The 25,013-nt window shown below is 64.3% G+C and carries 23 protein-coding genes and 1 tRNA gene; 5 read left to right on the forward strand and 19 right to left on the reverse strand.

Annotated features, from left to right (window positions below; genetic code table 11):
* The 17 genes from AC04MI_RS09275 to rpsB all read right to left on the reverse strand — a co-directional run.
* Positions 1–771 (reverse strand): carbamoyl phosphate synthase small subunit (locus AC04MI_RS09275; RefSeq protein WP_476497675.1); only part of this gene is annotated, 771 nt, incomplete at its 3' end.
* A gap of 265 nt (positions 772–1,036) precedes the next feature.
* Positions 1,037–1,810: a TrmH family RNA methyltransferase gene (locus AC04MI_RS09280; protein ID WP_288852768.1), complete on the reverse strand. Its 774-nt coding sequence runs from the start codon at positions 1,808–1,810 to the stop codon at positions 1,037–1,039.
* 20 nt (positions 1,811–1,830) lie between these two features.
* Complete coding sequence (gene rnhB, locus AC04MI_RS09285) at positions 1,831–2,463, reverse strand: ribonuclease HII (protein ID WP_099729886.1); 633 nt, start codon at positions 2,461–2,463, stop codon at positions 1,831–1,833.
* The gene (lpxB, locus tag AC04MI_RS09290) at positions 2,429–3,592 is read right to left on the reverse strand and encodes a lipid-A-disaccharide synthase (RefSeq protein ID WP_099732063.1); all 1,164 of its coding nucleotides are present in this window, start codon (positions 3,590–3,592) and stop codon (positions 2,429–2,431) included. Before lpxB ends, rnhB begins: the two co-directional genes overlap by 35 nt.
* A 10-nt stretch (positions 3,593–3,602) precedes the next feature.
* A complete protein-coding gene (lpxA, locus tag AC04MI_RS09295; protein ID WP_436078506.1) occupies positions 3,603–4,391 on the reverse strand; it encodes an acyl-ACP--UDP-N-acetylglucosamine O-acyltransferase in 789 nt (262 codons plus the stop codon).
* A 21-nt stretch (positions 4,392–4,412) separates the two neighbouring features.
* Positions 4,413–4,853, reverse strand: coding sequence for a 3-hydroxyacyl-ACP dehydratase FabZ (gene fabZ, locus AC04MI_RS09300; RefSeq protein ID WP_476497676.1), 441 nt, complete (start codon positions 4,851–4,853; stop codon positions 4,413–4,415).
* Positions 4,854–4,869: 16 nt separating this feature from the next.
* Complete coding sequence (lpxD, locus tag AC04MI_RS09305; protein WP_116749499.1) at positions 4,870–5,853, reverse strand: UDP-3-O-(3-hydroxymyristoyl)glucosamine N-acyltransferase; 984 nt, start codon at positions 5,851–5,853, stop codon at positions 4,870–4,872.
* A gap of 24 nt (positions 5,854–5,877) precedes the next feature.
* Positions 5,878–6,399 carry an OmpH/Skp family outer membrane protein gene (locus AC04MI_RS09310; RefSeq protein ID WP_056067203.1) on the reverse strand — a complete coding sequence of 174 codons (522 nt, stop codon included), beginning with the start codon at positions 6,397–6,399 and terminating at the stop codon, positions 5,878–5,880.
* On the reverse strand, positions 6,399–8,696 hold the full coding sequence (bamA, locus tag AC04MI_RS09315) for an outer membrane protein assembly factor BamA (RefSeq protein WP_056067201.1): 2,298 nt from the start codon (positions 8,694–8,696) through the stop codon (positions 6,399–6,401). Before bamA ends, AC04MI_RS09310 begins: the two co-directional genes overlap by 1 nt.
* A gap of 45 nt (positions 8,697–8,741) precedes the next feature.
* Complete coding sequence (gene rseP, locus AC04MI_RS09320) at positions 8,742–10,106, reverse strand: RIP metalloprotease RseP (RefSeq protein WP_056743620.1); 1,365 nt, start codon at positions 10,104–10,106, stop codon at positions 8,742–8,744.
* A gap of 29 nt (positions 10,107–10,135) precedes the next feature.
* Positions 10,136–11,317, reverse strand: a complete 1,182-nt coding sequence (ispC, locus tag AC04MI_RS09325) for a 1-deoxy-D-xylulose-5-phosphate reductoisomerase (RefSeq protein WP_436078505.1) — start codon at positions 11,315–11,317, stop codon at positions 10,136–10,138.
* Positions 11,314–12,168: a phosphatidate cytidylyltransferase gene (locus tag AC04MI_RS09330; RefSeq protein ID WP_436075444.1), complete on the reverse strand. Its 855-nt coding sequence runs from the start codon at positions 12,166–12,168 to the stop codon at positions 11,314–11,316. The genes ispC and AC04MI_RS09330 overlap by 4 nt, the downstream gene beginning before the upstream one ends.
* Positions 12,169–12,195: 27 nt before the next feature.
* Positions 12,196–12,927, reverse strand: coding sequence for a polyprenyl diphosphate synthase (uppS, locus tag AC04MI_RS09335; RefSeq protein WP_056067194.1), 732 nt, complete (start codon positions 12,925–12,927; stop codon positions 12,196–12,198).
* 23 nt (positions 12,928–12,950) lie between these two features.
* On the reverse strand, positions 12,951–13,511 hold the full coding sequence (gene frr, locus AC04MI_RS09340; protein WP_056067192.1) for a ribosome recycling factor: 561 nt from the start codon (positions 13,509–13,511) through the stop codon (positions 12,951–12,953).
* 49 nt (positions 13,512–13,560) lie between these two features.
* Complete coding sequence (gene pyrH / locus AC04MI_RS09345; protein WP_008906712.1) at positions 13,561–14,283, reverse strand: UMP kinase; 723 nt, start codon at positions 14,281–14,283, stop codon at positions 13,561–13,563.
* A gap of 56 nt (positions 14,284–14,339) precedes the next feature.
* Positions 14,340–15,266: a translation elongation factor Ts gene (gene tsf, locus AC04MI_RS09350; protein WP_015013552.1), complete on the reverse strand. Its 927-nt coding sequence runs from the start codon at positions 15,264–15,266 to the stop codon at positions 14,340–14,342.
* 106 nt (positions 15,267–15,372) lie between these two features.
* Entirely contained in the window at positions 15,373–16,125 is a 753-nt protein-coding gene (gene rpsB / locus AC04MI_RS09355) for a 30S ribosomal protein S2 (protein ID WP_056067188.1), read from the reverse strand.
* Positions 16,126–16,304: 179 nt separating this feature from the next.
* On the opposite strand from rpsB, the gene AC04MI_RS09360 reads away from it, so the two are divergent.
* The 3 genes from AC04MI_RS09360 to AC04MI_RS09370 all read left to right on the forward strand — a co-directional run bounded on the left by AC04MI_RS09360 (position 16,305) and on the right by AC04MI_RS09370 (position 20,561).
* Complete coding sequence (locus tag AC04MI_RS09360; protein ID WP_099729883.1) at positions 16,305–17,660, forward strand: amidase; 1,356 nt, start codon at positions 16,305–16,307, stop codon at positions 17,658–17,660.
* Between the two features lie 52 nt (positions 17,661–17,712).
* Positions 17,713–18,945, forward strand: a complete 1,233-nt coding sequence (locus AC04MI_RS09365) for an FAD-dependent oxidoreductase (RefSeq protein ID WP_436075447.1) — start codon at positions 17,713–17,715, stop codon at positions 18,943–18,945.
* An 86-nt stretch (positions 18,946–19,031) separates the two neighbouring features.
* Positions 19,032–20,561, forward strand: coding sequence for an NAD(P)H-hydrate dehydratase (locus AC04MI_RS09370; RefSeq protein WP_436075448.1), 1,530 nt, complete (start codon positions 19,032–19,034; stop codon positions 20,559–20,561).
* A gap of 3 nt (positions 20,562–20,564) precedes the next feature.
* Here the strand turns inward: AC04MI_RS09370 and AC04MI_RS09375 are convergent, their stop codons facing one another.
* Positions 20,565–21,305 carry a helix-turn-helix domain-containing protein gene (locus tag AC04MI_RS09375; protein WP_436078504.1) on the reverse strand — a complete coding sequence of 247 codons (741 nt, stop codon included), beginning with the start codon at positions 21,303–21,305 and terminating at the stop codon, positions 20,565–20,567.
* Positions 21,306–21,427: 122 nt separating this feature from the next.
* Between AC04MI_RS09375 and AC04MI_RS09380 the strand changes: the two genes are divergently transcribed.
* Positions 21,428–22,438, forward strand: coding sequence for an alpha/beta fold hydrolase (locus tag AC04MI_RS09380; RefSeq protein WP_436078503.1), 1,011 nt, complete (start codon positions 21,428–21,430; stop codon positions 22,436–22,438).
* 93 nt (positions 22,439–22,531) lie between these two features.
* Here AC04MI_RS09380 and rnr read toward each other — a convergent pair whose 3' ends face one another.
* Entirely contained in the window at positions 22,532–24,865 is a 2,334-nt protein-coding gene (rnr, locus tag AC04MI_RS09385; protein WP_056067177.1) for a ribonuclease R, read from the reverse strand.
* Between the two features lie 19 nt (positions 24,866–24,884).
* Here rnr and AC04MI_RS09390 point away from each other — a divergent pair.
* Positions 24,885–24,969 (forward strand) — tRNA-Leu (locus AC04MI_RS09390).
* The last annotated feature ends 44 nt before the right edge of the window (positions 24,970–25,013 follow it).

Genomic DNA, 25,013 nt, shown 5'->3' on the forward strand with positions numbered 1-25,013 from the left:
GGGCTCGGGGTCACCAGGGCCATTGGACAGGAACACACCATCCGGCTTCATCGCCAGCACGTCGGCCGCGGGCGTCTTGGCGGGCACCACGGTGAGCTTGCAGCCACGTTCGGCCAGCATGCGCAGGATGTTCTTCTTGACGCCGAAGTCGTATGCCACCACGTGGAAGCGCGGAGCAGCCTGTGTGCCATAGCCTTCGCCCAGCTTCCACTCGGTCTGGTCCCAGGTGTAGGTCGATGGGGTGGTCACCACCTGGGCGAGGTCCAGACCCTTCATGCTGGGCGCGGCCTTGGCAGCCGCCAGGGCTTCGTCGATGCGCGCCTGCGTCACAGCCTCACCAGCCGCCAGGCCCAGGATGGCGCCGTTCTGCGCACCCTTGTCGCGCAGCAGGCGGGTGAGTTTGCGGGTGTCGATGTTGGCAATGGCCACCGTCTTTTCGCGCACGAGGTACTGCGAAAGCGTTTCGGTGGATCGGAAGTTGCTGGCCAGAAGGGGCAGGTCTTTGATGATCAGGCCTGCAGCATGGACCTTGTCGGCTTCGATGTCTTCCGCATTGACGCCGTAATTGCCGATGTGCGGATACGTCAGGGTGACGATCTGCTGGCAGTAGCTGGGGTCGGTGAGGATTTCCTGGTAGCCGGTGATGGCGGTGTTGAACACCACTTCACCGACCGTGGTGCCGGTGGCACCGATCGAGTTACCGATAAAGACCGTGCCGTCTGCGAGCGCCAGGATGGCGGGCGGGAAGTTTCCCTTGAGAGACAAAAGCACTGGGTTCTCCGGATGGTTACGGTCGCCCGGCGCCTGCAGACCACTCGCACACTCGAAGCGCGATGGTGCCAATGGCTGCTCTCAGATAGGTTGTTGCTTTGGGTGCGGTCGGGCGACGCTGTTGCGAGAAAAGCTCCCGATTATACCCTCCGTCGCTGACACCTCCGCAATGCATGCCTTGCATAACCCTGGTACCAACGTCTATGAGCTGCGGGACCAAGGCTCACCCCAAGCGCCCATGGCACCGTGGCGGGCGCGGACAGGCTCAGCGCCCTGCTCCGCTCGCGTGCAGGCAGATGGCCGCAGCCGCCGCCACGTTCAGCGACTCCTCGCCACCGGGCTGGGCGATGCGGATGCGCAAAGAAGCCCTATCTTCCAGAGCCGGGCTGACGCCCTGCCCTTCGTGGCCCATCACCCAGGCGCAGGGCCAGGGCAAGGCGGCGCGGTGCAGGAAGTCACCCGCATGCGAGCTGGTGACCAGCAGCGGCACCTGCAGCGCGGCAAGATCATCCAGCGCCAGCCCCTCAATCAGATCCAGCGCGAAATGCGCCCCCATGCCAGCCCGCAAGACCTTGGGCGACCACAGCGCGGCACTTCCCTTGATGGCGGCCACCTGGCGGAACCCGAACGCCGAGGCGCTGCGCAGGATGGAACCCACATTGCCCGCGTCCTGCACCCTGTCCAGCACCACGGTGGGCGCATTGGGCTGGAGTGAAGCCGGTGCGGGCAAGTCCAGGATAAAGCCCATCGAGGCGGGCGACTCCAGCCCGCTCACGTCCGCAAACAGTGCATCGGCAAGGACTATGAATTTTGTAGCTGCCTGGGCATATTCCACCTGCGCCTGCGGCCAAAAAGACTCCGAAAACACTGCCACCGATGCCCGCAGCCCCCGCGCCAGCGCGGCGCGGCACAGATGGTCTCCTTCGAGCCAGACACGGCCCTGCTTGCGGTACGCCGTCGTATCCTGAGCCAAACGGCGCAAGTCCTTGACGAAGGTGTTATCGCGGGAATGGATGGCGGTCACGGACGAGGAGGTCATGGCAAATTTTCAGCGCGCGGTCAGGATCCGGCGCGCAGGTTCTGGGCCACCGGCGCAAACGAGCGCCGGTGGTAAATGCAGGCACCGTGCTCGCGCAAGGCGGCCATGTGCACGGCCGTGCCGTACCCCTTGTGGCCGGCAAAGCCGTACTGCGGAAACTCGTCATGCACCTGCGCGCACCAGCGGTCGCGGTGCACCTTGGCAAGGATGGAGGCCGCCGAGATGGCAGGCACCAGCGCATCGCCCTTGACGATGGCTTCCGCCGGAACATCCAGCACGGGCAGCCGGTTGCCATCCACCAGCACCATCGCCGGTTTGAGCCGCAGCCCCATGACGGCACGGCGCATGGCCAGCAGCGTGGCCTGCAGGATGTTGAGCTGGTCGATCTCTTCGACGCTGGCCTCGGCGATGCTGCAGCACAGGGCCTTGGCGCGGATCTCGTCGTAAAGCTTTTCACGCCGCGCGGCCGTGAGTTTCTTGGAGTCGGCCAAGCCTGCAATCGGGTGCAGGTCGTCCAGGATCACAGCCGCTGCCACCACGGGCCCGGCCAGGGGGCCACGGCCAGCCTCATCCACGCCAGCCACGAGGCCGGGCGGGTGCCAGGGCAGGCAGGCCTGCTCAGGCTGCGGGAGCGAGGATTTTCTGGATCGCATCGGCAGCCAGTTGGGGGGTGTTGCGCAGCAGGCTCTCGTGCAGCGCCGTAAAGCGCTGCTCCAGGGCTGCAATTTTTCGGGGATCTTGGCGCTTTGCGTCCAGCCAGTCCAGCGTGGCTGCGCAAAGCGCCTGGGGCGTAGCGGCGTCCTGGATCAGCTCGGGCACCACAAACTCGCGGCACAGGATGTTGGGCAGGCCCACCCAGGGTTGCAACTGCTTGCGGCGCATGAGCCACCAGCTGAGCGGGTGCATGTGGTAGCCGATGACCATGGGCCGCTTGAAGAGCGCGGCCTCCAGCGTCGCGGTGCCGCTGGCAATCAACGTGGCATCACACGCTGCGAGCACCGTGTGCGACTGGCCCGTGGTGATTTGCAAGGCATTGCCCAGACCGCACGCGCGCGCCAACTGCTCGATGCGATCACGCAGTGCGGGCACTGCAGGCACTATCAATTTAATAGCTGGTCGTGCTTTAAACACTAGCGCTGCAGCCTCAAAGAATGGCTGGGCAATGTACTGGATCTCGGAGGAGCGGCTCCCAGGAAGGATGGCCAGGACTTCGTCCTCATCCTTCAGACCCAATTGCGCACGCGCGGCTGCACGGTCCGGCACCATGGGAATCACGCCCGCCAGCGGGTGACCTACGTAGGTGGCGGCAATGCCGTGCTGCGCGAGCAGCTCTGGCTCAAACGGGAAGATGCACAGCACATGGTCCGCGCTGCGGCGAATCTTGTCGACGCGATCCGCACGCCAGGCCCAGATGGACGGGCACACAAAATGCACGGTCTTGATGCCGGCCGCGCGTAAATCGGCCTCCAGGCCCAGGTTGAAATCGGGCGCATCCACACCGATGAACACGTCGGGGCGGTCCTTGAGCAGGCGCTCGCGCAGTTGTTTGCGAATGCCCAGCAGCTCGCGCAGCCGGCGCAGCACCTCCATGCTGTAGCCGTGCACTGCCAGCTTGTCGCTGGGCCACCAGGCAGTAAAACCGCGGCGCGCCATCTGCGGCCCGCCAATGCCGCAGGATTGCAGCCCGGACCAATGCGCCTGCATGCCATCGATCAGCAAGCCCGCCAGCAAGTCGCCCGACGTCTCGCCCGCCACCATGGCGACGCGGGGGGAATCTGCCATCGCCAAGCCCTCAGCGCGCAATGCCGCGCGTGGCGTCGGCCAGGAACCGCTCCATCATCGCCGCATCGTCACCGGCCTGCGGTGCGGACTGCGCCAACTCTGCAATAGCGGCACGCGCAGCCTCCAGCGTCAGGCCCTGCCGATAAATCAGCTTGTGCATCTGCTTGACCGCCGCAATGCGCTCGGCCGAAAAGCCACGGCGGCGCAGCCCCACCACGTTGTAGCCGCGCACCGCCAAGGGATTGCCATCCACCAGCATGAAAGGCGGCACGTCCTGCGAGACCGCACTGGCAAAGCCCACCATCGCGTGGGCACCAATCTTGACGAACTGGTGAATGCCGGTGAGCCCGCCCACCGTCACCCAGTCGCCCAGGTGCACATGCCCTGCCAGCGTGGTGTTGTTCGCCAGCGTGGTGTGGTTGCCCACATGGCAATCGTGCGCGATGTGGGTGTAAGCCATGATCCAGTTGTCATGGCCCACAGTGGTGATGCCGCCGGCCTGGGGCACGCCCAGGTTCAGCGTGCAGAACTCGCGGATGGTGTTGCGGTCGCCGATGACCAGTTCGGTCGGCTCGCCCGCGTACTTCTTGTCCTGCGGGATGGCGCCGATGGAATTGAACTGGAAGATGCGGTTGTCAGCACCAATCGTGGTGTGCCCATCGATCACACAGTGCGCGCCGACCGTGGTGCCCGCACCAATGGTCACGTGTTCGCCAATGACTGTGTAAGGCCCCACCGTGACCGTAGGGTCCAGGCGGGCACCGTCAGCAACAAGGGCTGTGGGGTGGATATTGCTCACGATCCAACAGGTCTGAACCGGTCAACCCACAGCGCGCATGGTGCACATGAGTTCGGCCTCGCAAGCCACCTCTTCGCCCACGCTGGCCACGCCCTTGAACTTCCAGATTCCACCGCGCACGCGGTCGATGGTGATGGTCAGGATCAGCTGGTCGCCAGGCTCCACGGGGCGCTTGAAACGCGCGCCATCGATACCGACAAAGTAGTAGATGTTGTTCTCATCGGGCACCTTGCCCATTGCGTCAAAGGACAGCAAACAGGCGGCCTGGGCTAATGCCTCCAGGATCAACACACCCGGCATCACCGGACGGCCGGGGAAATGCCCCATGAAATAGGGCTCGTTGAACGTGACGTTCTTGATGGCCTTGATGCGGGTGTTGCTCTCTAACTCGATCACCTTGTCCACCAGCAAAAACGGGTAGCGGTGGGGCAGTTGTTTGAGAATTGCGTGAATATCCATCATCGAGTTGTTCTTCCGTTCATGCCGCCTTGAGGGCCAGCTCCAGCGCCTTGATGCGCTCGCGCAGGCTGTGCAATTGTTTGAGTGTGGCAGCGTTTTTTTCCCAGCGCGCATTGTCGTCGATGGGGAACATGCCGGTGTACTGGCCAGGCCGCGTTAGAGATCGGGTGACCACCGTCGCGGCCGAGATGTGCACGTTGTCAGCCAGCTCCAGGTGCCCCAACACGATGGCACCACCGCCCACCGTGCAATGCGCCCCGATGGTGGCGCTGCCCGCCACGCCTACACACCCAGCCATGGCCGAGTGCTTGCCGATGCGCACGTTGTGCCCGATCTGGATCAGGTTGTCGAGCTTCACGCCGTCTTCGATCACCGTGTCCTGCAGCGCACCCCGGTCGATGCAGGTGTTGGCGCCAATCTCGACGTCATCTCCAATGCGCACGGCACCCAGTTGCTCGATCTTGACCCACTGCCCGTTCTCCGGCGCAAAACCGAAACCATCAGCGCCAATGACCACGCCCGCATGGACGATGCAACGCGCGCCGATGCTGCAGCCCTCGCCCACGGTGACGCGCGACTTGAGCACGGTATCTGCGCCCACCGAGGCGCCCCGCTCAATCACGCACAGCGGACCGATGGTGGCCGAGGGGTGGACCTGCGCCGAGGGATCAACCACTGCGCTGGGGTGCACACCGGACGACCGCGCGGGCGTATTGCGCTGCCGCCACAACTGGGTAGCTCGGGCGAAGTACACGTAGGGGTTGTCGGCCACGATGCAGGCCCCCCGCGCCAATGCGGCGTCGCGCATGGCAGGCGCCACAATGACACAGGCCGCCCGGGAGGCGGCCAGTTGCTGTTGGTAGCGGGGATTGCTCAGGAAACTGAGGTCTCCCGGGCCCGCAACCTCCAGTGGCGCAATGCGGGCGATGACGGTTTCCCGCGCACCCCCTTCCAGCGAACCACCGAGCGCATCAACAATGTGCCCGAGAAGCAAGCTGCTCACGCGCCACCTGTCTTGCGCAGCGGCTTACTTGGCAGCAGCAGCGGCATTCAGGGCCTTGATCACCTTGTCGGTGATGTCGTGCTTGGGGTTGATGTAGACGGCCTCTTGCAGGATCACGTCATATTTTTCGGCCTCGGCCACCTGCTTGACCACCTTGTTGGCGCGTTCCAGCACTTGCGACAGCTCTTCGTTCTTGCGGGCGCTCAGGTCTTCCTGGAATTCACGGCGCTTGCGCTGAAAGTCGCGGTCCTGGTCCACCAGCTGGCGCTGGCGCGCGGTGCGTTGGCTCTCCGCCATGGTGGGTGCTTCACGCTCAAACTTGTCGCTGGCAGTCTTCAGGGTGTTGCCCAGATCCACCAGTTCTTTCTCGCGACGGGAGAACTCCTGCTCCAGCTTGGCCTGCGCAGCCTTGGCTGTGGTGGCTTCTCGGAAGATGCGATCGGTGTTGACGAAACCGGCTTTGAACTCTTGCGCTTGTGCAGGGGCTGCGATGGCAACGGTGCCGAGCAGCAAGGCCACGGAGAGATGGCGAGAAAAGGATTTCATTAGAAAGACGTTCCAATCTGGAATTGCAGTTTCTGGATTCTATCGCCGGCGAACTTGCGCACTGGCTGCGCAAACGCCAAACGCAAGGGACCGAGCGGCGAAATCCAGCTCAGACCCAAGCCCACGGAGGCACGCATGTCACTGAAGGTAACTTTGTCGTTTTCGCCGTACACATTGCCCACGTCCAGGAACGTGAACACACGCAGGGTCCGGTCATTGCCAGCACCCGGGAACGGAGCAATCAGCTCGGTGTTCAGCGTGATCTTCTTGGGCCCACCCAACGAGGCCCCGGTCACATCACGCGGCCCCAGGGTGCCCTGGTCGAAACCACGCACGGAGCCCAGGCCGCCCGAGTAGAAGTTCTTGAATACCGGGAACGGACGGCCGTTCAAGCCCTTGCCATAACCGGCCTCGCCGTTGAACGCAATGGTGAAGCGCTTGTTGAGGGGGATGTATTGCTGGTACTGATAGTTGGCCCGCACGTAGCGGGCATCGCCCGCCACAGACCATTCGGAATTGAGGCGCTGGTAACGGCCGGAGTTGGGCGCCAAGGCGCTGTCCCGGTCGTCACGGGACCAGCCCACAGTCAACGGAATCGAGGTGCTGCTGTAGCCGAACTTGTCTGCGTAAAACAGGTAGGTGGCCGGGATGTTCGTGCCGGGCTTGATGCGGGTTTGCTCCAGCCCGCCGCCAAAGAACACCGTATCGGTCTCGCTGAAAGGCACGCCAAAACGCACGGAGGTCCCGGTGGTAACCAGCTGGTAGTTGCCCCCTTGGTCTTCGTACGGCTTATCGGTGCGGTAGTACACATCGAGCGTGCGCGAGATGCCTTCGGGCGTGAAGTACGGGTTGGTGGTGCTGAACACCAGCGTGCGCCGGTACTTGCTCGTGTTGACGTCGATGCCCAGGTAGTTGCCCGAGCCGAAGATGTTTTCCTGCTTGATACCGAACGAGAGAGACGCTTTTTCAGCGCTGGAAAAACCCACGCCCAGTTGCAACGAGCCGGTGGGCTTTTCAGCCACGTTGATCACCAGATCGACTTGGTCGGGAGAGCCAGGCACTTCCTGGGTTTCCACGTTCACTTCCGTGAAGAAGCCTAGGCGGTCCACGCGGTCGCGGGAGAGGCGGATCTTGTCGCCGTCGTACCAGGAGGCCTCGTACTGGCGGAACTCACGGCGAATGACTTCGTCACGCGTGCGGTTGTTGCCACTGACGTTGATACGGCGCACATAGGCGCGGCGTGCTGGTTCGGCTTGCAGCACAAAATTGACGCGATTGTTCTCACGATCGATTTCGGGCACAGCCTCCACGCGGGCAAACGCAAAACCAAAGCGGGCAAAGTATTCGGAAAACGCCTTGGTGGTTTCAGTCACCTGGTCCGCGTTGTAGGGCTCGCCGGGGCGAATGGTCACCAGCGACTTGAACTCGTCCTCGCGGTCCAGATAGTTGCCTTCGAGTTTCACGCCCGACACCACATACCGTTCGCCTTCCGTCACATTCACGGTGATGGAGATGTCCTGCTTGTCCGGCGAGATGGCGACCTGCGTCGAGTCCACACGGAACTCCAGGTAGCCGCGCTGCAGGTAATACGAGCGCAGGGTTTCAAGGTCGGCGTTGAGCTTGGTGCGCGAGTAGCGATCGGACTTGGTGTACCAGCTCAGCCAGCCCCCTGTGTCCTGGTCGAACAGGCCCTTGAGCGTGGATTCACTGAACGCCTTGTTGCCCACGATGCGCACTTCCTTGATGCGTGCGGGCTCACCTTCCGTGATCGTGAAGGTCAGGTTCACGCGGTTGCGCTCGATGGGCGTGACCGTGGTCACCACCTCGGCGCCATACAGGCTCTTGTTGATGTACTGGCGCTTGAGCTCTTGTTCGGCGCGGTCGGTGAGCGCCTTGTCATAAGGACGCCCTTCCGTCAGGCCCACCTCGCGCATGGCTTTTTTGAGCGCATCTTTGTCGAATTCACGGGCACCGGCAAAGTCCACGTCGGCGACGGTGGGGCGCTCTTCGACCACCACCACCAGAACGTTGCCGCTGGCCTCAAGGCGCACATCCTTGAAGAGTCCCAGGCCGAACAGCGCACGAATTGCTGCGGCGCCTTTCTCATCGTTGTAGTCGTCACCCACCCGCAGGGGCATGGATGCAAACACGGTACCCGGCTCCACACGCTGCAAGCCCTCCACGCGAATGTCCTGCACCTTGAATGGCTCCAGAGCCCATGCCGCATTGGCGGCAAAAATCATGGCTGCAACGGCCGATGCGGTACGCACGCCCAGGCGATTGATGTGTTTTTTCATGAATGAAGCGGGAGCCGCAATTGCAGGGCAAGCGCGGCAAAAGTGTTAGCCAAAGAGCCGGGTGATATCGTTGAACAGAGCTATGGACATCATGACAAGCAGGACAGCAACGCCTCCACGCTGCAATCGCTCCATCCATGCGTCCGACACACCCCTGCCCGTGACACCCTCCCAAAGATAATACATCAGGTGCCCACCGTCCAAGACTGGCAGCGGAAGCAGGTTCAGCACCCCCAGGCTCACACTGATCAGAGCAAGAAAGATGAGGTACTGCGTCAGCCCCATGCTGGCTGAGCGGCCTGCGTAGTCGGCAATGGTCAAGGGGCCACTGAGGTTCTTGAGCGACGCCTCGCCGATCACCATGCGACCCATCATGCGCAGGGTCAGCAGCGACACATCCCAGGTCTTCACCACACCACCCCACAGACCATCGACCAGCCCGTAGTCCACCGTGACAAATTCTGGTGCAGCTCCCACGTAGGCGCCAATGCGCCCCACCGTATTAGCCGGTTCGGTCACAGCCTCGGGCAACACGTCCAGTGTCATCACCTGACCACCACGCTCAACGCGCCATGGCTGCGCCAATGGCTCGTTGCCCCGCACCGACTGCCGGATCAACTCGCGCAATTGCTGGCCGTCCACCACATCGGTCTGCCCCACCTTGAGCACCACATCACCTTGGCGCAGGCCAGAGCGCTCAGCTGCGCTTTGCGCCATGACCTCGCCCAACACAGGGCGGGTCCAAGGTCCCAGGATGCCGACCTTGCGAAACAGCTGGGCATCAGCCTCACGGCTGTCGATCCGGGACATGTCGAGTACAACCTCACGATGGCCCGCACCATGGGCGGACTGGACGTCAAGACGCACGTTCAGCCCCTCAAGCGCACCGCGGGTCAGCAGCCACCGCAGGTCTTCAAACGAACGAACTGGCTCCAGGTCTTCTGCCCCCAACGCGGCGCGCTCTACCAGTTCACCGCCCCGCAAACCGGCACTGTGTGCGACAGAGCCTGCGACCGGGCTTGCCAGAATGGCCCGGGGCTCCTCGACACCGTTCCAGTTCACCACCGAATACAGCAGCACTGCCAACAACAAATTGGCGATGGGCCCAGCCGCAACGATGGCTGCTCGCGAGCGCAGGGGCTGGGTGTTGAAGGCCAGATGCCGCTCCTCTGCGGCAACGGGTGCCTCGCGCTCGTCCAGCATGCGCACATAGCCCCCCAATGGGAAGGCTCCCAGCACAAACTCCGTGGGAGACCCCTGGGGCTGCCAGCGCAATAGCGGCTTGCCGAAACCCACAGAGAACCGCAATACCTTGACACCACAGGCCACCGCCACGCGGTAGTGCCCGTATTCGTGCACTGCGATCAAAAGACCGAGGGCGACGATGAAGGCAGCGATAGTAAGCAGCATGGATGGATGGTTCCTGAGTGGGCCGGCAGTCAGGCAGCCAGACGGCCCGCCACATGTTCAGCCGCATGGCGGGCCTGGGTGTCCAGATCCAGCAACGCGGCGAGCGAATCGGGCTTGGAGGGCGAAACTGCATCCAAAGTTGCAATGTTGACCGCATGAATATGGTCAAAACGCAGCCGACCCGACAAAAAGGCGCCCACCGCCACCTCGTTGGCCGCATTCAGCACGGCAGTGGTCCCCTCGGCCGCCTTCAGCGCCTGCCAGGACAGGTGCAGGCCCGGGAAGCGAATGGCGTCCGCGTCTTCAAACGCGAGGGCGCTCAGGGTCGAGAAATCCAGCTTGCTGGCCCCGCTGGTAATGCGCTCGGGCCAGGACAGGCCGCAGGCAATGGGCACTCGCATGTCGGGTGTCCCCAACTGCGCCAGGATGGAAGCATCCTTGAATTGCACCATGGAGTGGATGATCTGCTGCGGGTGGATGACCACCTTGATCTGGTCTGGGTGCAGATCAAACAGCCAACGCGCCTCAATGACCTCCAAGGCCTTGTTCATCATCGTGGCCGAATCCACGGAAATCTTGCGTCCCATCGAGAAGTTGGGGTGCGCACAGGCCTGGTCAGGGGTGATCTGCGACAGCGTGGAAGGGTCCCGCTTGCGGAACGGGCCGCCCGAAGCCGTGAGCAGGATGCTGTCCACACGGTCAGACCAAGTGGCAGGGTCTTCTGGCAGGCACTGAAAGATGGCCGAGTGTTCGCTGTCAATGGGCAGCAACGTGGCGCCACCGTCGCGCACGGTCTGCATGAACAACCCGCCGCCCACCACCAGGGCCTCCTTATTGGCCAGCAGCAGTCGTTTGCCTGCGCGGGCCGCAGCCAGACAGGGCGCAAGACCGGCCGCCCCCACGATGGCAGCCATCACGGCATCCACTTCATCGTGTGACGCTATCACTTCAAGAGCATCTTGCGATTGAATGACTTGCGTTGGAAGGCCATTGGCCTGCAATTTTTCAGCCAAGGCAGCAGCGTGCGGGGCGCTGGCCATCACAGCATAACGCGGGCGAAACTGCGCGCACTGCGCCAGCAAGAGATCCACTTGCGTCGCCGCACTCAGCGCAAACACCTCAAAGCGCTCAGGGTGGCGCGCCACCACATCCAGCGTGCTGGTCCCGATGGAGCCGGTGGAACCGAGAACGGTGAGTCGTTGTTTCTTCATAGGGTTGTCAGGCTCGTGAGCATCATGGCGAGGGGCAGTGTGGGCAACAAGGCATCCACGCGGTCGAGCACGCCGCCGTGCCCAGGCAACAGGCCACTGCTGTCCTTGACACCGGCACTGCGCTTGATGAGCGACTCCACCAGGTCACCCGACACGCTCATGGTCACCATGAACAACGCCGCAATCACCAGCAACCACCAGCCCTGCTGCGCCATGCGGCTGTAAAAACTGGGCACTGACGCCTGCCAGTGGGCATCCGCTGCCGCCCAAACCAAAGCCATCACCATCACCCCTGCCAGGCCGCCCCAGACACCTTCCCAGCTCTTGCCGGGACTGATCGAGGGCGCCAGCTTGCCCTTGGTAAACCGCAATCCGAATGCGCGCCCCGCAAAGTAGGCAAAGATGTCGGCCACCCACACCAGCAGCAGCACCGACAGCAAAAAATTGATGCCCACATTGCGGGCCTGCACCACGGCCAGCCACGCGAGCCACAAGGCAAGCACGCCAGCCACGAGACGCACACCGGCTGGTATGCGGGGCCAGCCGGGCACTCCGGCCTTGAGCAGCCAGGCAGCCGCCAGGACCCACAGCCCGCCGCCCACCACCCACAGGGCAGTCAACGGGCGATCGACCCAGCCCAGCGCCCACGACCCGGCGCACAAGGCCACACAGGCCACACCCACCGCCACGGAGCCTGCTTGGCCAAAGCCGCTCAGACGACCCCATTCCCAAGCCCCGGCAGCCATCAGAACCAGCACGACCAGCGTGAACGGTATGGTGTTGGCGTAGAAAAGCGCGGGCAACAAGATGGCCAGCAGAACAAGGGCTGTGATGACGCGCTGTTGAAGCATGGGGGCTTTCAGAACCTGTTCAGGTTCTCAACCCGGCATCGGATCAGGATGCGCGGACAGAATCTGTTCAGAGGTTTTGCCAAAACGGCGCTCGCGGCGGCTGAAGGCGTCGATGGCCTCGTCCAGGGCGGACTCATCGAAATCGGGCCACAGTCGGTCGCTGAAGAAGAACTCGGAGTATGCCGATTGCCAGAGCAAAAAGTTGCTGATCCGCATTTCTCCCCCGGTGCGGATCACGAGGTCGGGGTCGGGCACGTGGGCCAATCCCATCGCATTGTGCAGACTGGCCTCGGTGATGGGCTCGCCACGGGCAGCCAGCGATGCAGCCGCCTGCGCGATGTCCCAGCGGCCTCCGTAGTTGAAGCAGACGTTGAGCACCAGGCGGGTGTTGTCCGCCGTGGCGGCTTCTGCCTGACCCAGGCCGTCTCGCACCTTGGGCGAAAGGCTGCCACGTTCGCCCACAAAATGAAGACGCACGCCGTCTTTCTTGAGCTGGGGCACCTCGCGCGCCAGCGCCATCGCCAGCAGCTCCATGAGGCCGGAGACCTCGTCGGCGGGGCGGTTCCAGTTTTCGGAAGAGAACGCAAACACCGTAAGCACACCGACGCCGCGCTGCACACAAGCGCGTGCGCAGCGGCGAAGTGAGTCAACCCCTTGCTTGTGGCCGGCCAGACGCGGCAAAAAGCGACGCGTTGCCCAGCGGCCGTTGCCATCCATGACGATGGCAATGTGGTGTGGCACCACCGGAGATACAGACATGGGAATGTTCAAGCCCTGGGGGCTCAAACCGCCATGATTTCCTGCTCTTTGGCGGCCACCAGCGCGTCGATCTCGGCGATGTGCTTGTCGGTGAACTTTTGCACTTCCGTTTCGGCGCGCTTCTGGTCGTCTTCGGACGCCAGCTTGTCCTTGACCAGTTTTTTGACGGATTCGTTGGCATCGCGGCGCAGGTTGCGCACGGCGATCTTGGCGCTCTCGCCCTCGTTGCGCGCGAGCTTGGTCATTTCCTTGCGGCGCTCTTCGCTCATGGGGGGCATGGGCACGCGAATCAGGTCGCCCATGGAGGCGGGGTTCAGGCCCAGATCGCTTTCGCGGATGGCCTTTTCAATCTTGGCGCCCATGCCCTTTTCCCAGGGCTGCACGCTGATGGTGCGCGAATCGATCAGCGCCACGTTGGCCACCTGGCTCAGTGGAACCAGGGAGCCGTAATACTCGACCTGCACCGTATCGAGCAGGGCCGGATTGGCACGACCGGTGCGAATCTTCTGCAGGTTGTTCTTGAACGCGGTGATGGACTGGTCCATCTTGGTTTCAGCAGTCTTCTTGATGTCGGCAATCGTCATGTTTTCTCCTCGGGCCGACCTGCATGCGATGCAGGCCTTTCCATCGTGATCAAGCGTAAACCAGCGTACCTTCGTCTTCGCCCATCACCACGCGCTTCAAGGCGCCGTGTTTGATGATGGAGAACACCTTCACGGGCAGCTTCTGGTCACGGCACAGAGCGAAGGCAGTCGCGTCCATGATGCCCAGATTGCGGGACATGGCCTCGTCAAAGCTGAGCTTGGTGTAGCGCGTCGCCGTGGGATCCTTCTGGGGGTCGGCAGTATAAACGCCGTCCACCTTGGTAGCCTTGAGCACCAATTCGGCGCCAATTTCCGCGCCACGCAAGGCAGCTGCTGTGTCGGTGGTGAAAAACGGGTTGCCCGTACCGGCCGCGAAGACCACGACCTTGCCCTCTTCAAGATACTGCAGCGCCTTGGGGCGCACATAGGGCTCGACCACCTGCTCGATGGCAATGGCGGACATCACGCGGGCCACCAGGCCCTGCTTGTCCATGGCGTCGGCCAGGGCCAGGGCGTTCATCACGGTGGCCAGCATGCCCATGTAGTCGGCGGTGGCACGGTCCATCCCGACCGAGCCCCCGGCGACACCACGGAAAATATTGCCCCCACCGATCACCACGGCCACCTGGACACCCAGGCGGGTCACTTCGGCGATCTCCTCGACCATGCGCACGATGGTGGCGCGGTTGATACCGAAGGCGTCATCCCCCATCAGCGCCTCACCAGACAGCTTGAGCAAAATGCGCTTATGGGCTGGTGCAGCGTTGGACATGGGAAATTTCTCCAGTAAGTGGTACGAGGCTTTGGTGGGGTGGTTACAGGGAACGATCAGGCAGCAGCCTTGGCAGCAGCCACCTGGGCAGCCACTTCAGCAGCAAAGTCGTCCACCTTCTTCTCAATGCCTTCGCCCACCACGTACAGGGTGAAGCCCTTCACGTTGGTGTTGGCAGCCTTGAGCATCTGGGCCACGGTTTGCTTGCCGTCGGCAGCCTTCACGAAGACCTGGTCGGCCAGCGAGACTTCCTTGAGGTACTTCTGCACCGCGCCATCGATGCGCTTGGCCGTGATTTCAGCGCTTTGTGCAGGCTTGCCGGCAGCCACAAGTTCCTTGTTGGCTTCGTCAGCCTTGCCTTCGGCGACCGAGCGCTCCTTGGCAATCAGATCGGCAGGCACATCGGCGCTGGTCAGGGCCACGGGCTTCATGGCGGCCACGTGCATGGCAACGTCCTTGGCGGCGGTGGCGTCACCGTCGAACTCGACGACCACACCGATGCGCGAGCCGTGCAGGTAGGCTGCCAGATTGGAGCCGCTGAAGCGCTTGAAGCGGCGGAACGACATGTTTTCACCGATCTTGCCGATCAAGCCCTTGCGCACATCTTCCAGCGTGGGGCCGAAGCTGTCTTGCTCGTAGGGCAGTGCACCCAGGGCTTCCACCGTGGCGGGGTTGTGCAGTGCCACCAGCTTGGCAGCGGCGTTGGCCATGGCAATGAAGCTGTCGTTCTTGGAAACGAAGTCGGTTTCGCTGTTGACTTCGACCAGAGCACCCGTGGTTCCGTCGATGTAGCTGGCGACCACGCCTTCAGCAGTCACGCGCGACGCGGCCTTGCCTGCCTTGGTGCCCAGCTTGACGCGCAGCAGCTCTTCCGCCTTGGCCATGTCGCCGTCGGCTTCGGTCAGCGCCTTCTTGCATTCCATCATGGGGGCGTCGGTCTTGCCACGCAGTTCAGCCACCATGCTTGCGGTAATTGCAGCCATCTTTATTCCTTCAGTATTCAGTTCAGTCAGTTCAGATTCGGGCTAAAAAAAAGGGGGCTCACCAGGGGCCCCGCTTTTGTTCGCGACGGATCGCGCAGCCGGGCTATCAGGCAGCGGCTTCTTGCACTTCCACGAATTCGTCGGTGCTCTCGGCGGTTGCAGCCTTCACGACTTCATTCACGGCGTTGGCACGGCCTTCGATGATCGCGTCAGCGATGCCACGGGCGTACAGAGTCACGGCCTTGGCCGAGTCGTCGTTACCAGGGATCACGTAGTCGATGCCTTCGGGCGAGTGGTTGGTATCAACCACACCGATCAGCGGGATGCCCAGCTTCTTGGCTTCGGCCACGGCGATCTTGTGGAAACCCACGTCGATGATGAAGATGGCGTCGGGCAGAGCAGCCATGTCCTGGATGCCGCCGATGTCCTTTTCGAGCTTTTCGATTTCGCGGGAGAACGTCAGTTGCTCCTTCTTGCTCAGGTTCTCGAGGCCAGCTTCTTGCTGAGCCTTCATGTCCTTGAGGCGCTTGATCGAGGTCTTCACGGTCTTGAAGTTCGTCAGCATGCCGCCCAGCCAGCGCTGGTCCACGAAAGGCACACCAGCGCGTTGCGCTTCGGTGGCCAGGATTTCACGGGCTTGGCGCTTCGTGCCGACCATCAGGATCGTGCCGCGGTTGGCAGCCAGTTGCTTGGCGAACTTTTGGGCTTCCTGGAACAGTGGCAGCGACTTTTCCAGGTTGATGATGTGAATCTTGTTGCGATGGCCGAAGATGTAGGGGGCCATCTTGGGGTTCCAGAAGCGGGTTTGGTGACCGAAGTGGACACCGGCTTCCAGCATTTCGCGCATGGTAACGGACATAAAAATACTCCAAAGGTTAGGTCTAAAATCAGCCCCAATATTTGCAGTGCCGTGATCCTCACGAACACTGCAACACCTTGACAGGGCTGCTTTGCGATTGGTCTTGCCGCAGCGGCCACGCCGGTTGTGCAAACCTTGCACCACTGCTCCCAGCAAAACCCAAAGATTCTAGCACACCCATGCTCCCTGACCTGATCGCCACCCGTGAGCAACTGCGGGACGGCGCCAACACCGCGCCCGCCGAGCTCGAGCGCTGCATCGACGCCGCCCAGGCCACACCCAACACCCACAGCTTTGTGCGCACGCTGTTTGACGAGGCACGCACCACGGCGGTGCAGCCGGGTGTGGCCCAGCTGCCCCTGGCCGGGCTGGCGGTGTCGGTGAAGGACTTGTTTGACGTGGCCGGCCAACCCACCCCGGCGGGCTCTACCGCGCTCGCAGACGCTCCCGCAGTAGCCGAGGACTGCCCGGCCGTGGCCCGCCTGCGCGCAGCGGGCGCCAGCCTGATCGGCCGCACCAACATGGTGGAGTTCGCGTTCTCTGGCGTGGGCGTCAACCCCCACTACGGCACGCCTGCTGCCTGGGATGCCCGCTTTGGCGCCCTGCCCAGCGCGCCCCGCGTGCCCGGCGGGTCTTCGTCCGGCGCCGGGGTATCGGTGGCCACTGGCGCGGCGTTCATCGGGCTGGGATCGGACACCGGTGGCTCCATCCGCATTCCTGCAGCGCTCAACGGCATCGTGGGCTTCAAGAACACCGCCCGGCTGGTGCCTACCGCCGGCGCCGTGCCGCTGTCCACCACCCTGGACACCGCCTGCGCCATGACGCGCACCGTGCGCGACGCCATCGTGGCGCACGAGGTGCTGGCCGCCCGGCGCGTGACGCGCAGCCTGGCGCCGCTGTCCCAGTACCGGCTGGCGGTGCCGACCACCCTCTTCCTGGAAGGGCTCGACGCCCCCGTGGCGCGCGCCTTTGAGCGTAGTGTGGAAGCTTTGCGCCAGGCGGGCGCACAGATCTACACCATCGCATTGCCCGCCGTGCTGGAGCAGCCCGCCTACGGCTTTGCCGCCCCCGAAGCCTACGCCTGGCACCGCGAGCTGCTGCAGCGCGCAGGCGACCGCTACGACCCCCGAGTGCGCATGCGCATCGAAAAAGGGGCCACGCTGATGGCCTGGGAATACATCGACCTGCTGCAGGCGCGCCAGCAATGGATTGCACGCATGATCGCCGACATGGAGCCGTACGACGCCCTGCTGTCCCCCACCGTGCCCATCCTGGCGCCACTGCTGTCCGATGTCGCTCCTGCAGATGGTGCGGACAAGGCCCGGGACTCCGCCCGCGATGCCGAGTTCTTCCGCGTCAACAACCTGCTGCTGCGCAACACCAGTGTGGTCAATCTGCTGGACGGCTGTGCGCTGTCGCTCCCCTGCCACGTGCAAGGGGAACTCCCGGTCGGGCTGATGGTCTGGCACGGGGCGCTCAGGGATGACACGGTGCTCAACATCAGCCTGCAGATCGAGCAAACACTACAAAAATAATAGCTACCAGCGCATTATTCACTAGCGCTACAAGCCAAAAACACCCAAATTCATGAAGATTGCCATCGTGGGCGCCGGCATTGTCGGCGTCACCACCGCGTACGAACTGGCCAGCGACGGCCACGAAGTCACGGTGTTTGAACAACGCAGTGCGGCCGCCGAAGAGGCCAGCTTTGCCACCGCCGGGCTGCTGGCGCCCCACCTGCTCAGCCCCTGGGCGCTGCCGGGATTCGGCCAGCCGCTGCGACTGATGGGGACACAGGCCACCCTGCGGCTGGCTGGCGGCCTGACCCGCGCCAACTGGGCCTGGCTGCGGCGCTGGCGCAGCATGGCGCGCAGCCACAGCGCCCCGGCCGCCGCGGTCGAACGCCTGGCGCAATACAGCCAAGCTCGACTACAGGCTATTGCGAACCAGCATGAGCTGGACTTTGAAGCCAGCGACGGCCGCCTGGTGCTGCTGCGCACTGAAGAAGACCGCGCCCGCCTGCAGCCCGCGCTGCAAGTGCTGCGCGACAGCGGCGTGGCCCTGCGTGAGATCGACGCCGATGTGGCGCGCCAGATCGAGCCTGGCCTCTCGCCCGAAGCCCCGCTGGCCGGCGCGATCCACCTGCCCGATGCACGCGCCGGCAACTGCCGTCTGTTTGCACAGTTGCTGCGCCAGGGCATCCAGGGTGCGGGGGTGCAGTTTGTGTTCAACACCCGCGTAGACCGCGTCGGCACCAGCCCCACGGGCGTGGTGCTGCAGGGCGAAACGGACCTGCGCCGCTTTGATGCCGTGGTGCTGTGCGCCGGCATGGCATCGGCCACGCTGCTGCCCGCACTGGGCCTGGGGCTGCCCATGGCGGCGGTGTACGGCTACTCCGTGAGCGCCCCACTGCGCGAATCCACCCACGCCCCCCGCGCCAGCGTGGTGGATGCGGGCCAGCAAATCTCCATCACCCGCCTGGGCCAGCGCGTGCGCATTGCCGGTGGCGCTGAACTGGCCGGGGCCGATGCCGAGCACCACACCCCCACACTGCAGCGTCTGTACCGCACGCTGAACGACTGGTTCCCCGGGGGCGCGCAGCTTTCATCCAACCTGCAGATCTGGCGCGGTGCCCGCACCATGCTGCCCGACGGTGCCCCGGTGGTGGGCGCCAGCGGCGTGCCGGGCCTGTGGCTCAACACTGGCCATGGCGCTGGCGGCTGGGCCCTGGCCTGCGGCAGCGCGCGGGCACTGGCCGACCTGATCGCGCAGCGGGAACCCGAGGTGTCGCTGGACGGGCTAGGCATGCGGCGGTTCTGAACCTTCCTGCGCTTTGCCCCCACGGGGCGTCGGCGCACAATGGCAGGCGCGCTGCCGCTGGCAGCAGCCCTTGCCCCCTGCAGCCCATGCACCGCATCACCGCCCACCAGCCTTATCCCCTGTTCAACACGGCCGCCACTCGCCGCCTGGAAAAAGCGGCGGCAGCCGCCCTGCCCCCGCACACGCTCATGCAGCGCGCCGGCCTGGCCGTCGCGCAACTGGCCCAGGCGCTGGCACCCCACGCAGGCACCGTGTGGATTGCCTGCGGCCCCGGTAACAACGGGGGTGACGGGTTGGAGGCTGCCATGCACCTGCAGCGCAATGGCCGCAGAGTGGTCGTGACCTGGCTGGGCCAGCCCGATACGGCCCCGGCGGATGCCAGGGCCTCCTGGCAGCGCGCACGGGATGCGGGCGTATCCTGGGCAGACACTGCCCCCGACGATCTGGGGGCCAACGATCTGTGCATTGATGCGCTGCTGGGCATTGGCGTCTCTTCGTCACCCCACAGCCCCGCACGCGCGCCCGACGCAAGGCTCCAGGCCTGCCTGCAAACCCTGCACCGCAGCCCGGCCCCCGTGCTGGCCGTGGACCTGCCCAGCGGGCTGGACGCGGACACCGGCCAGTTTGCCGCGGGCCTGGCGCCCGACACCCCACCCCACCCGCACCACCAAGCGCCCCCGCCACGCCACACGCTGAGTCTGCTCACCCTCAAGCCCGGCCTGTTCACCGCTGCCGGGCGGGACGCAGCAGGCCAGGTCTGGCTGGATGATCTGGGCGTAGAACCCGAGCATGAGCCGCCCAACGCCTGGCTTTCTGGCCCCGCCCTGCCCGCCCTCCGCACCCATGCCAGCCACAAGGGCAGCTATGGCGACGTGGCCGTGGTGGGTGGCGAAGGTTTGGCGACACGCGGTATGGGCATGGCGGGCGCCGCCCTGCTCGCGGCATCGGCGGCCCTGCACAGCGGCGCGGGCCGGGTGCTGGTGGCCCTGCTGGACGATGGGCATCTGCAACTGGACATGCAGCAGCCCGAGTTGATGTTCCGCCGCTTTGACGCCCTCGCGCTCGAACAGCTCACCGTGGTATGCGGCTGTGGTGGCGGGCAGGCCATCACACGCGTGCTGCCCGAGGTCATCACCCGCGCGGCCCGACTGGTGCTGGATGCCGACGCGCTCAACACCATCGCCACCCAGGCCGCACTGCACGCGCTGGTGGTGGCACGCGGACAGCACGGACAACCCACGGTGCTCACACCGCACCCGCTGGAGGCTGCGCGCCTGCTGGGCCTGACCACAGCCGAGGTCCAGGCCCACCGGCTGGATGCCGCGCAGCAACTGGCCAACCAGTTCAACTGCGTGGCCGTGCTCAAGGGCTCGGGCACCGTGATCGCTGCACCCGACCGCGTCCCGGCCATCAACCCCACGGGCAATGCGCGGCTGGCCACGGCGGGTACGGGCGATGTGCTGGCAGGCATGGTGGGCGCCCACCTCGCCGCCGGTGCCAGCGCCTTGCGCGCGGCGAGTGAAGCGGTGTACCAGCATGGCCAGGCGGCTGATGATTGGCCAGCGCGCCAGGCGCTGACGGCCAGCGCGCTGGCGCGGCGCGTGGGCGGAAGCTGAGCCTCAGGCCAGCAAGGTCACCTTCTTGAGCGGCTTGAGCACGCTCGACGGTGTCATGCCAAAGGTCTGCCGGAACATGCGGCTGAAGTGGGCCGAATCAGAAAACTCGCCATGTAGCGCCGCGTCGGTCAGGCGCGGACTGACCGCCAGCCCCGCCATCGCCAACCGCACCTGGGACCAGACCCGATAGGTGCGCAAGCTCACGCCCATCTCGGCGCGAAACAGGTGGTTGAAACGCGATGCTGAAAGCTGGACGCCCGAGGCCAGGTCACCCCGTGCCACCCGCCCCGCCTGCGGATGGCGCAGCACATGCAGGCTGCGGACGACGCGTGGGTCGAGCGGCGCCACCTCGCTATCGAGCGGGCAACGCAGCAAGGCGGGCAGGTCGAAGTGATGCAGATAACCCTCCATGGCACTGCGCGCGCCCACCGGGACTGCGACGTCCACCACCACACCCCCCTCTTGCCCGAACAGCCCCCGCAGGCCGCGCGCCTGCGCCGAATCTGGCTCCAGGTACACCAGCGCCACCACTTCACCACAGGGGTCAAACAGGTGCTCCACCCCGGCATCGACCAACGCGCTGTGGCAGGTCTCCACACGCCCTGGCCCCCAGTGCACCGCAAACCGGCCCGAGAGCCCCATCAACAGCACCGGCGACGCATGGCAGTGCCAGCCCGTGGCTGGGATCTCCCCGACGTAGAGCGCGCGGTCAGTGCCCAGGGTCAGTGTGTTGCGTGTCGGCATAGCCCAAACCTACAAGTTTTTTTACCGAAATCTCCGTAGCCTTGCTTCTCCTGCCAGGGGGCCCGCCGGTGTGCAAGCAGGGCCCCTGACGTGTACGCAGCCATATCCCTGGAGAACGCTTCTTGAAACGCATCGCTATTTCTGTTGCAACGGCATTGATACTGGGCACAGCCGGCCTCTACTACGGGGCCCCTTCACTGTTCAAAGAGCCCCTGCTCAGGGCCAATCGCCATCTGTCTGGCCTGGAAGAAAAAACCACCAACGCGGCGATGCACACCATCCACTACCTGGACAACAGCACGCCCCCAAACCCCGCGCTGGCCGTCGACAGTGGAGCAGATGCTGGAACGCCCGTTGTTCTGCTGCACGGCATTTTTGCGGAGAAGGACCATTGGGTCGATTTTGCGCGCCCCCTCACCGGCCAGTACCGGGTGATTGCCCCAGATATCGCGGGCTTTGGCGAAAGCACGCGGCGCGATGACCAAGCCTACGACTATGCCGCCCAAGCGACGCGCCTCGCCGCGTTTCTGGATGTACTCGGCTTGGCGCAAGTGCATCTGGCCGGCAACTCGATGGGTGGCACGATCGCAGCGCTCTTTGCCCTGCGGTACCCCGAGCGCGTAGCCAGCGTGGCCTTCATCGGCGCGCCCCACGGCATACGCTCGCCCCAGCCCAGCACCATGGACCGCCTCATCGACGCCGGGCAACGCCCGCTGGTGGCCCACGATGCCACCGCCTTCAAAGCGATGATGGAGTTGGTGTTTGAAAAGCGCCCCTTCCTGCCCTACCCCATCCTGCATGCCTCCGAGCAGGACGCGCTGCGCAACGCTGCATCCAACACCCGCCTGTGGGACGCGCAGCTGAAAGACCGCTATCTGCTGGAACAACACCTGGCCCGCCTGCAGCAGCACCCCACCCTGGTCCTGTGGGGCGACAGCGACCGCGTGTTCGACCGAAGCGGCCTTCAGACGGTGCAGAAGCTGCTTCCGCAGGCACACATCGCCGCGCTGCCCGGCATTGGGCACCTGCCCATGATGGAAGCCCCCGCCGACACGGCACAACGGTATGCGCGCTTTCTGGAGCAATCGAGCGCCCCTCAAGCCGCCAAGCATGCACATTTCAATAAAAAATAGCCGCAAGTGCATGTTCTATATGCGCTAGCAGCTATCAATTAAATAGCGATGGTGAGACGAGCTGGAGGGCCTTGGTCCACCAGCTCGACGACCTCAGCCGCGGCGTGGCTTGCGCGCTTTGCCTTTGCTGGACTTACCCGCCACCGCCTTCTTGACCGAGGCTTTGAGCGACTGGATCGGCGAACGCGCGGCCCGCTCGCGGGTCAGACCTGCCTGCTCGGTGGCAGATGGACCTGCGGCCTTGTCGGCCTTGCGTCCGCCGGACCGACCACCCGCCTTGCGGGCGCCACCACCAGCCCCCTCGGTGCCCACACCCTTGTCCTTGAGCGCGCGGCCCAGCAGCTCCTCGCCTTCGCGCACCAGGCGGAAGTCGATCTTGCGCCCGTCCAGATCCACACGGCTTACCTGCACCCGCACCCGCGCGCCGATGGCGTAGCGGATACCGGTGCGCTCGCCGCGCAGCTCCTGGCGCGCCTCGTCGAACTTGAAGTATTCGCCGCCCAATTCGGTGATGTGCACCAGCCCCTCGACGTACATCGCGTCCAGCGTCACGAAGATGCCGAAGCTCGTCGCAGCACTGACCACGCCACTGTATTCCTCGCCCAGGTGCTCGCGCATGTACTTGCACTTGAGCCAGGCTTCCACATCGCGGCTGGCCTCGTCGGCGCGGCGCTCGTTGGCACTGCAGTGCAGACCGGCTGCCTCCCAGGCCTGGGTGTCGCGGCTGGGCGGTTTCACATCCTTGCGTGGCTTGGTGCCAGGTGCGGCCACGCGGGCCGCCAGCCGTTTGGCCAGCTTGGCATGGGCTTCGCCGGGTGTGGGCAAGGACGGCAGCGCGTACTTCGTCTTGCTCAGGATGGCCTTGATGACCCGATGCACCAGCAAGTCGGGATACCGACGAATGGGGCTGGTGAAATGGGTGTAGGCATCGAACGCCAGGCCGAAGTGGCCGCTGTTGATGGGCGTGTAGATGGCCTGCTGCATGGAGCGCAGCAGCATGGTGTGGATCTGTTGTGCGTCGGGCCGATCCTTGGTCGCCGTAGCAATTGCCTGGAAGTCGCCCGGCTTGGGGTCGTCGCCAATCGTCATGCCCACGGCCATGGCCTTGAGGTAGTTGCGCAGGATCTCCTGCTTCTCGGGCGTGGGGCCTTCGTGCACGCGGAACAGGCCCGGCTGGCCACCCTGTGCAATGAAGTCGGCGCTGCACACGTTGGCGGCCAGCATGGCCTCCTCGATGAGCTTGTGCGCGTCGTTGCGGGTGCGCGGCACGATCTTTTCGATGCGGCCGTTTTCGTCACACACAATTTGCGTCTCGGTGGTCTCGAAGTCCACGGCGCCGCGCGCCTGGCGCGCGATGAGCAGCGCACGGTACACGTCATGCAGGTTGAGCAGGTCCTTGACGCGGTCCTTGCGCTTGCTGGCTTCCGGGCCGCGCGTGTTGGCCAGGATGGCTGCGACCTCGGTGTACGTGAAGCGCGCGTGGCTGAACATCACGGCCGGGTAGAACTGGTACGCGTGCACCTCGCCCTTGGCGGTGACCAGCATGTCGCAGACCATGCACAGGCGCTCCACCTCGGGGTTGAGCGAGCAGAGCCCGTTGCTGAGCTTCTCGGGCAACATGGGGATCACGCGGCGCGGAAAGTACACGCTGGTGGCACGGTCGTAGGCATCAATGTCGATGGCGCTGCCCGTTTCCACATAGTGGCTCACGTCGGCAATCGCCACCAGCAAACGCCAGCCCTTGCTGCGGCCGACCTTGGCGGGCTCGCAGTACACGGCATCGTCGAAGTCGCGCGCGTCTTCGCCGTCGATGGTGACCAATGGCACGTCGGTCAGGTCCACGCGGCGTTTCTTGTCCTGCGCGCGCACCTTGTCGGGCAGCTCCTTGGCCTGGGCGAGGCACTCGGCAGAGAACTCGTGTGGCACGCCGTACTTGCGCACCGCGATCTCAATCTCCATGCCAGGGTCGTCCACTTCACCGAGCACTTCGGTGATGCGCCCCACAGGCTGGCCGAACAGGGCTGGAGGTTCTGTCAGCTCAACCACCACGACCTGCCCGGGCTTCGCGGCGCCCGTGGCGCCCTTGGGGATCAGTACATCCTGGCCATAGCGCTTGTCTTCGGGAGCCACGAGCCACACACCGCTTTCCTGCAGCAGTCGGCCGATGATGGGCTGGGGTGGACGCTCGATGATTTCCACAACGCGGCCTTCGGGACGGCCACGGCGGTCCTGGCGCACGATGCGCACGCGCACACGGTCCTTGTGCAGGACTGCGCGCATTTCGTTCGGGGGAATATAGATGTCGCCTTCGCCATCGTCGCGGATGACGAAACCGTGTCCATCACGGTGCCCTTGCACGCTGCCTTCGATCTCTTGCGACAAATGTGTGGCTGGCTGCGTGCCGGGGGTGGATTTTTTGTTATACAATCTTAGTCTTTCCTGAAATGCCCAGGTGGCGGAATTGGTAGACGCACTAGTTTCAGGTACTAGCGAGTAACATCGTGGAGGTTCGAGTCCTCTCCTGGGCACCAAACATATAAAAAGCCGTTGCATCCGCAACGGCTTTTTTGTTTTC

The sequence above is a fragment of the Acidovorax sp. LjRoot204 genome (genome assembly GCF_056175785.1).

Bases quoted from the DNA above. Each gene is read 5' to 3' on its own strand.
- AC04MI_RS09330 (WP_436075444.1), bottom strand. From the start codon at position 12,168: ATGCTTCAACAGCGCGTCATCACAGCCCTTGTTCTGCTGGCCATCTTG.
- AC04MI_RS09370 (WP_436075448.1), top strand. From the start codon at position 19,032: ATGCACCGCATCACCGCCCACCAGCCTTATCCCCTGTTCAACACGGCC.
- pyrH (WP_008906712.1), bottom strand. From the start codon at position 14,283: ATGTCCAACGCTGCACCAGCCCATAAGCGCATTTTGCTCAAGCTGTCT.
- AC04MI_RS09365 (WP_436075447.1), top strand. From the start codon at position 17,713: ATGAAGATTGCCATCGTGGGCGCCGGCATTGTCGGCGTCACCACCGCG.
- lpxB (WP_099732063.1), bottom strand. From the start codon at position 3,592: ATGGCAGATTCCCCCCGCGTCGCCATGGTGGCGGGCGAGACGTCGGGC.
- tsf (WP_015013552.1), bottom strand. From the start codon at position 15,266: ATGGCTGCAATTACCGCAAGCATGGTGGCTGAACTGCGTGGCAAGACC.
- rpsB (WP_056067188.1), bottom strand. From the start codon at position 16,125: ATGTCCGTTACCATGCGCGAAATGCTGGAAGCCGGTGTCCACTTCGGT.
- bamA (WP_056067201.1), bottom strand. From the start codon at position 8,696: ATGAAAAAACACATCAATCGCCTGGGCGTGCGTACCGCATCGGCCGTT.
- AC04MI_RS09375 (WP_436078504.1), bottom strand. From the start codon at position 21,305: ATGCCGACACGCAACACACTGACCCTGGGCACTGACCGCGCGCTCTAC.
- ispC (WP_436078505.1), bottom strand. From the start codon at position 11,317: ATGAAGAAACAACGACTCACCGTTCTCGGTTCCACCGGCTCCATCGGG.
- frr (WP_056067192.1), bottom strand. From the start codon at position 13,511: ATGACGATTGCCGACATCAAGAAGACTGCTGAAACCAAGATGGACCAG.
- rnhB (WP_099729886.1), bottom strand. From the start codon at position 2,463: ATGCGATCCAGAAAATCCTCGCTCCCGCAGCCTGAGCAGGCCTGCCTG.
- rseP (WP_056743620.1), bottom strand. From the start codon at position 10,106: ATGCTGCTTACTATCGCTGCCTTCATCGTCGCCCTCGGTCTTTTGATC.
- AC04MI_RS09360 (WP_099729883.1), top strand. From the start codon at position 16,305: ATGCTCCCTGACCTGATCGCCACCCGTGAGCAACTGCGGGACGGCGCC.
- uppS (WP_056067194.1), bottom strand. From the start codon at position 12,927: ATGTCTGTATCTCCGGTGGTGCCACACCACATTGCCATCGTCATGGAT.
- AC04MI_RS09280 (WP_288852768.1), bottom strand. From the start codon at position 1,810: ATGACCTCCTCGTCCGTGACCGCCATCCATTCCCGCGATAACACCTTC.
- fabZ (WP_476497676.1), bottom strand. From the start codon at position 4,853: ATGATGGATATTCACGCAATTCTCAAACAACTGCCCCACCGCTACCCG.
- AC04MI_RS09310 (WP_056067203.1), bottom strand. From the start codon at position 6,399: ATGAAATCCTTTTCTCGCCATCTCTCCGTGGCCTTGCTGCTCGGCACC.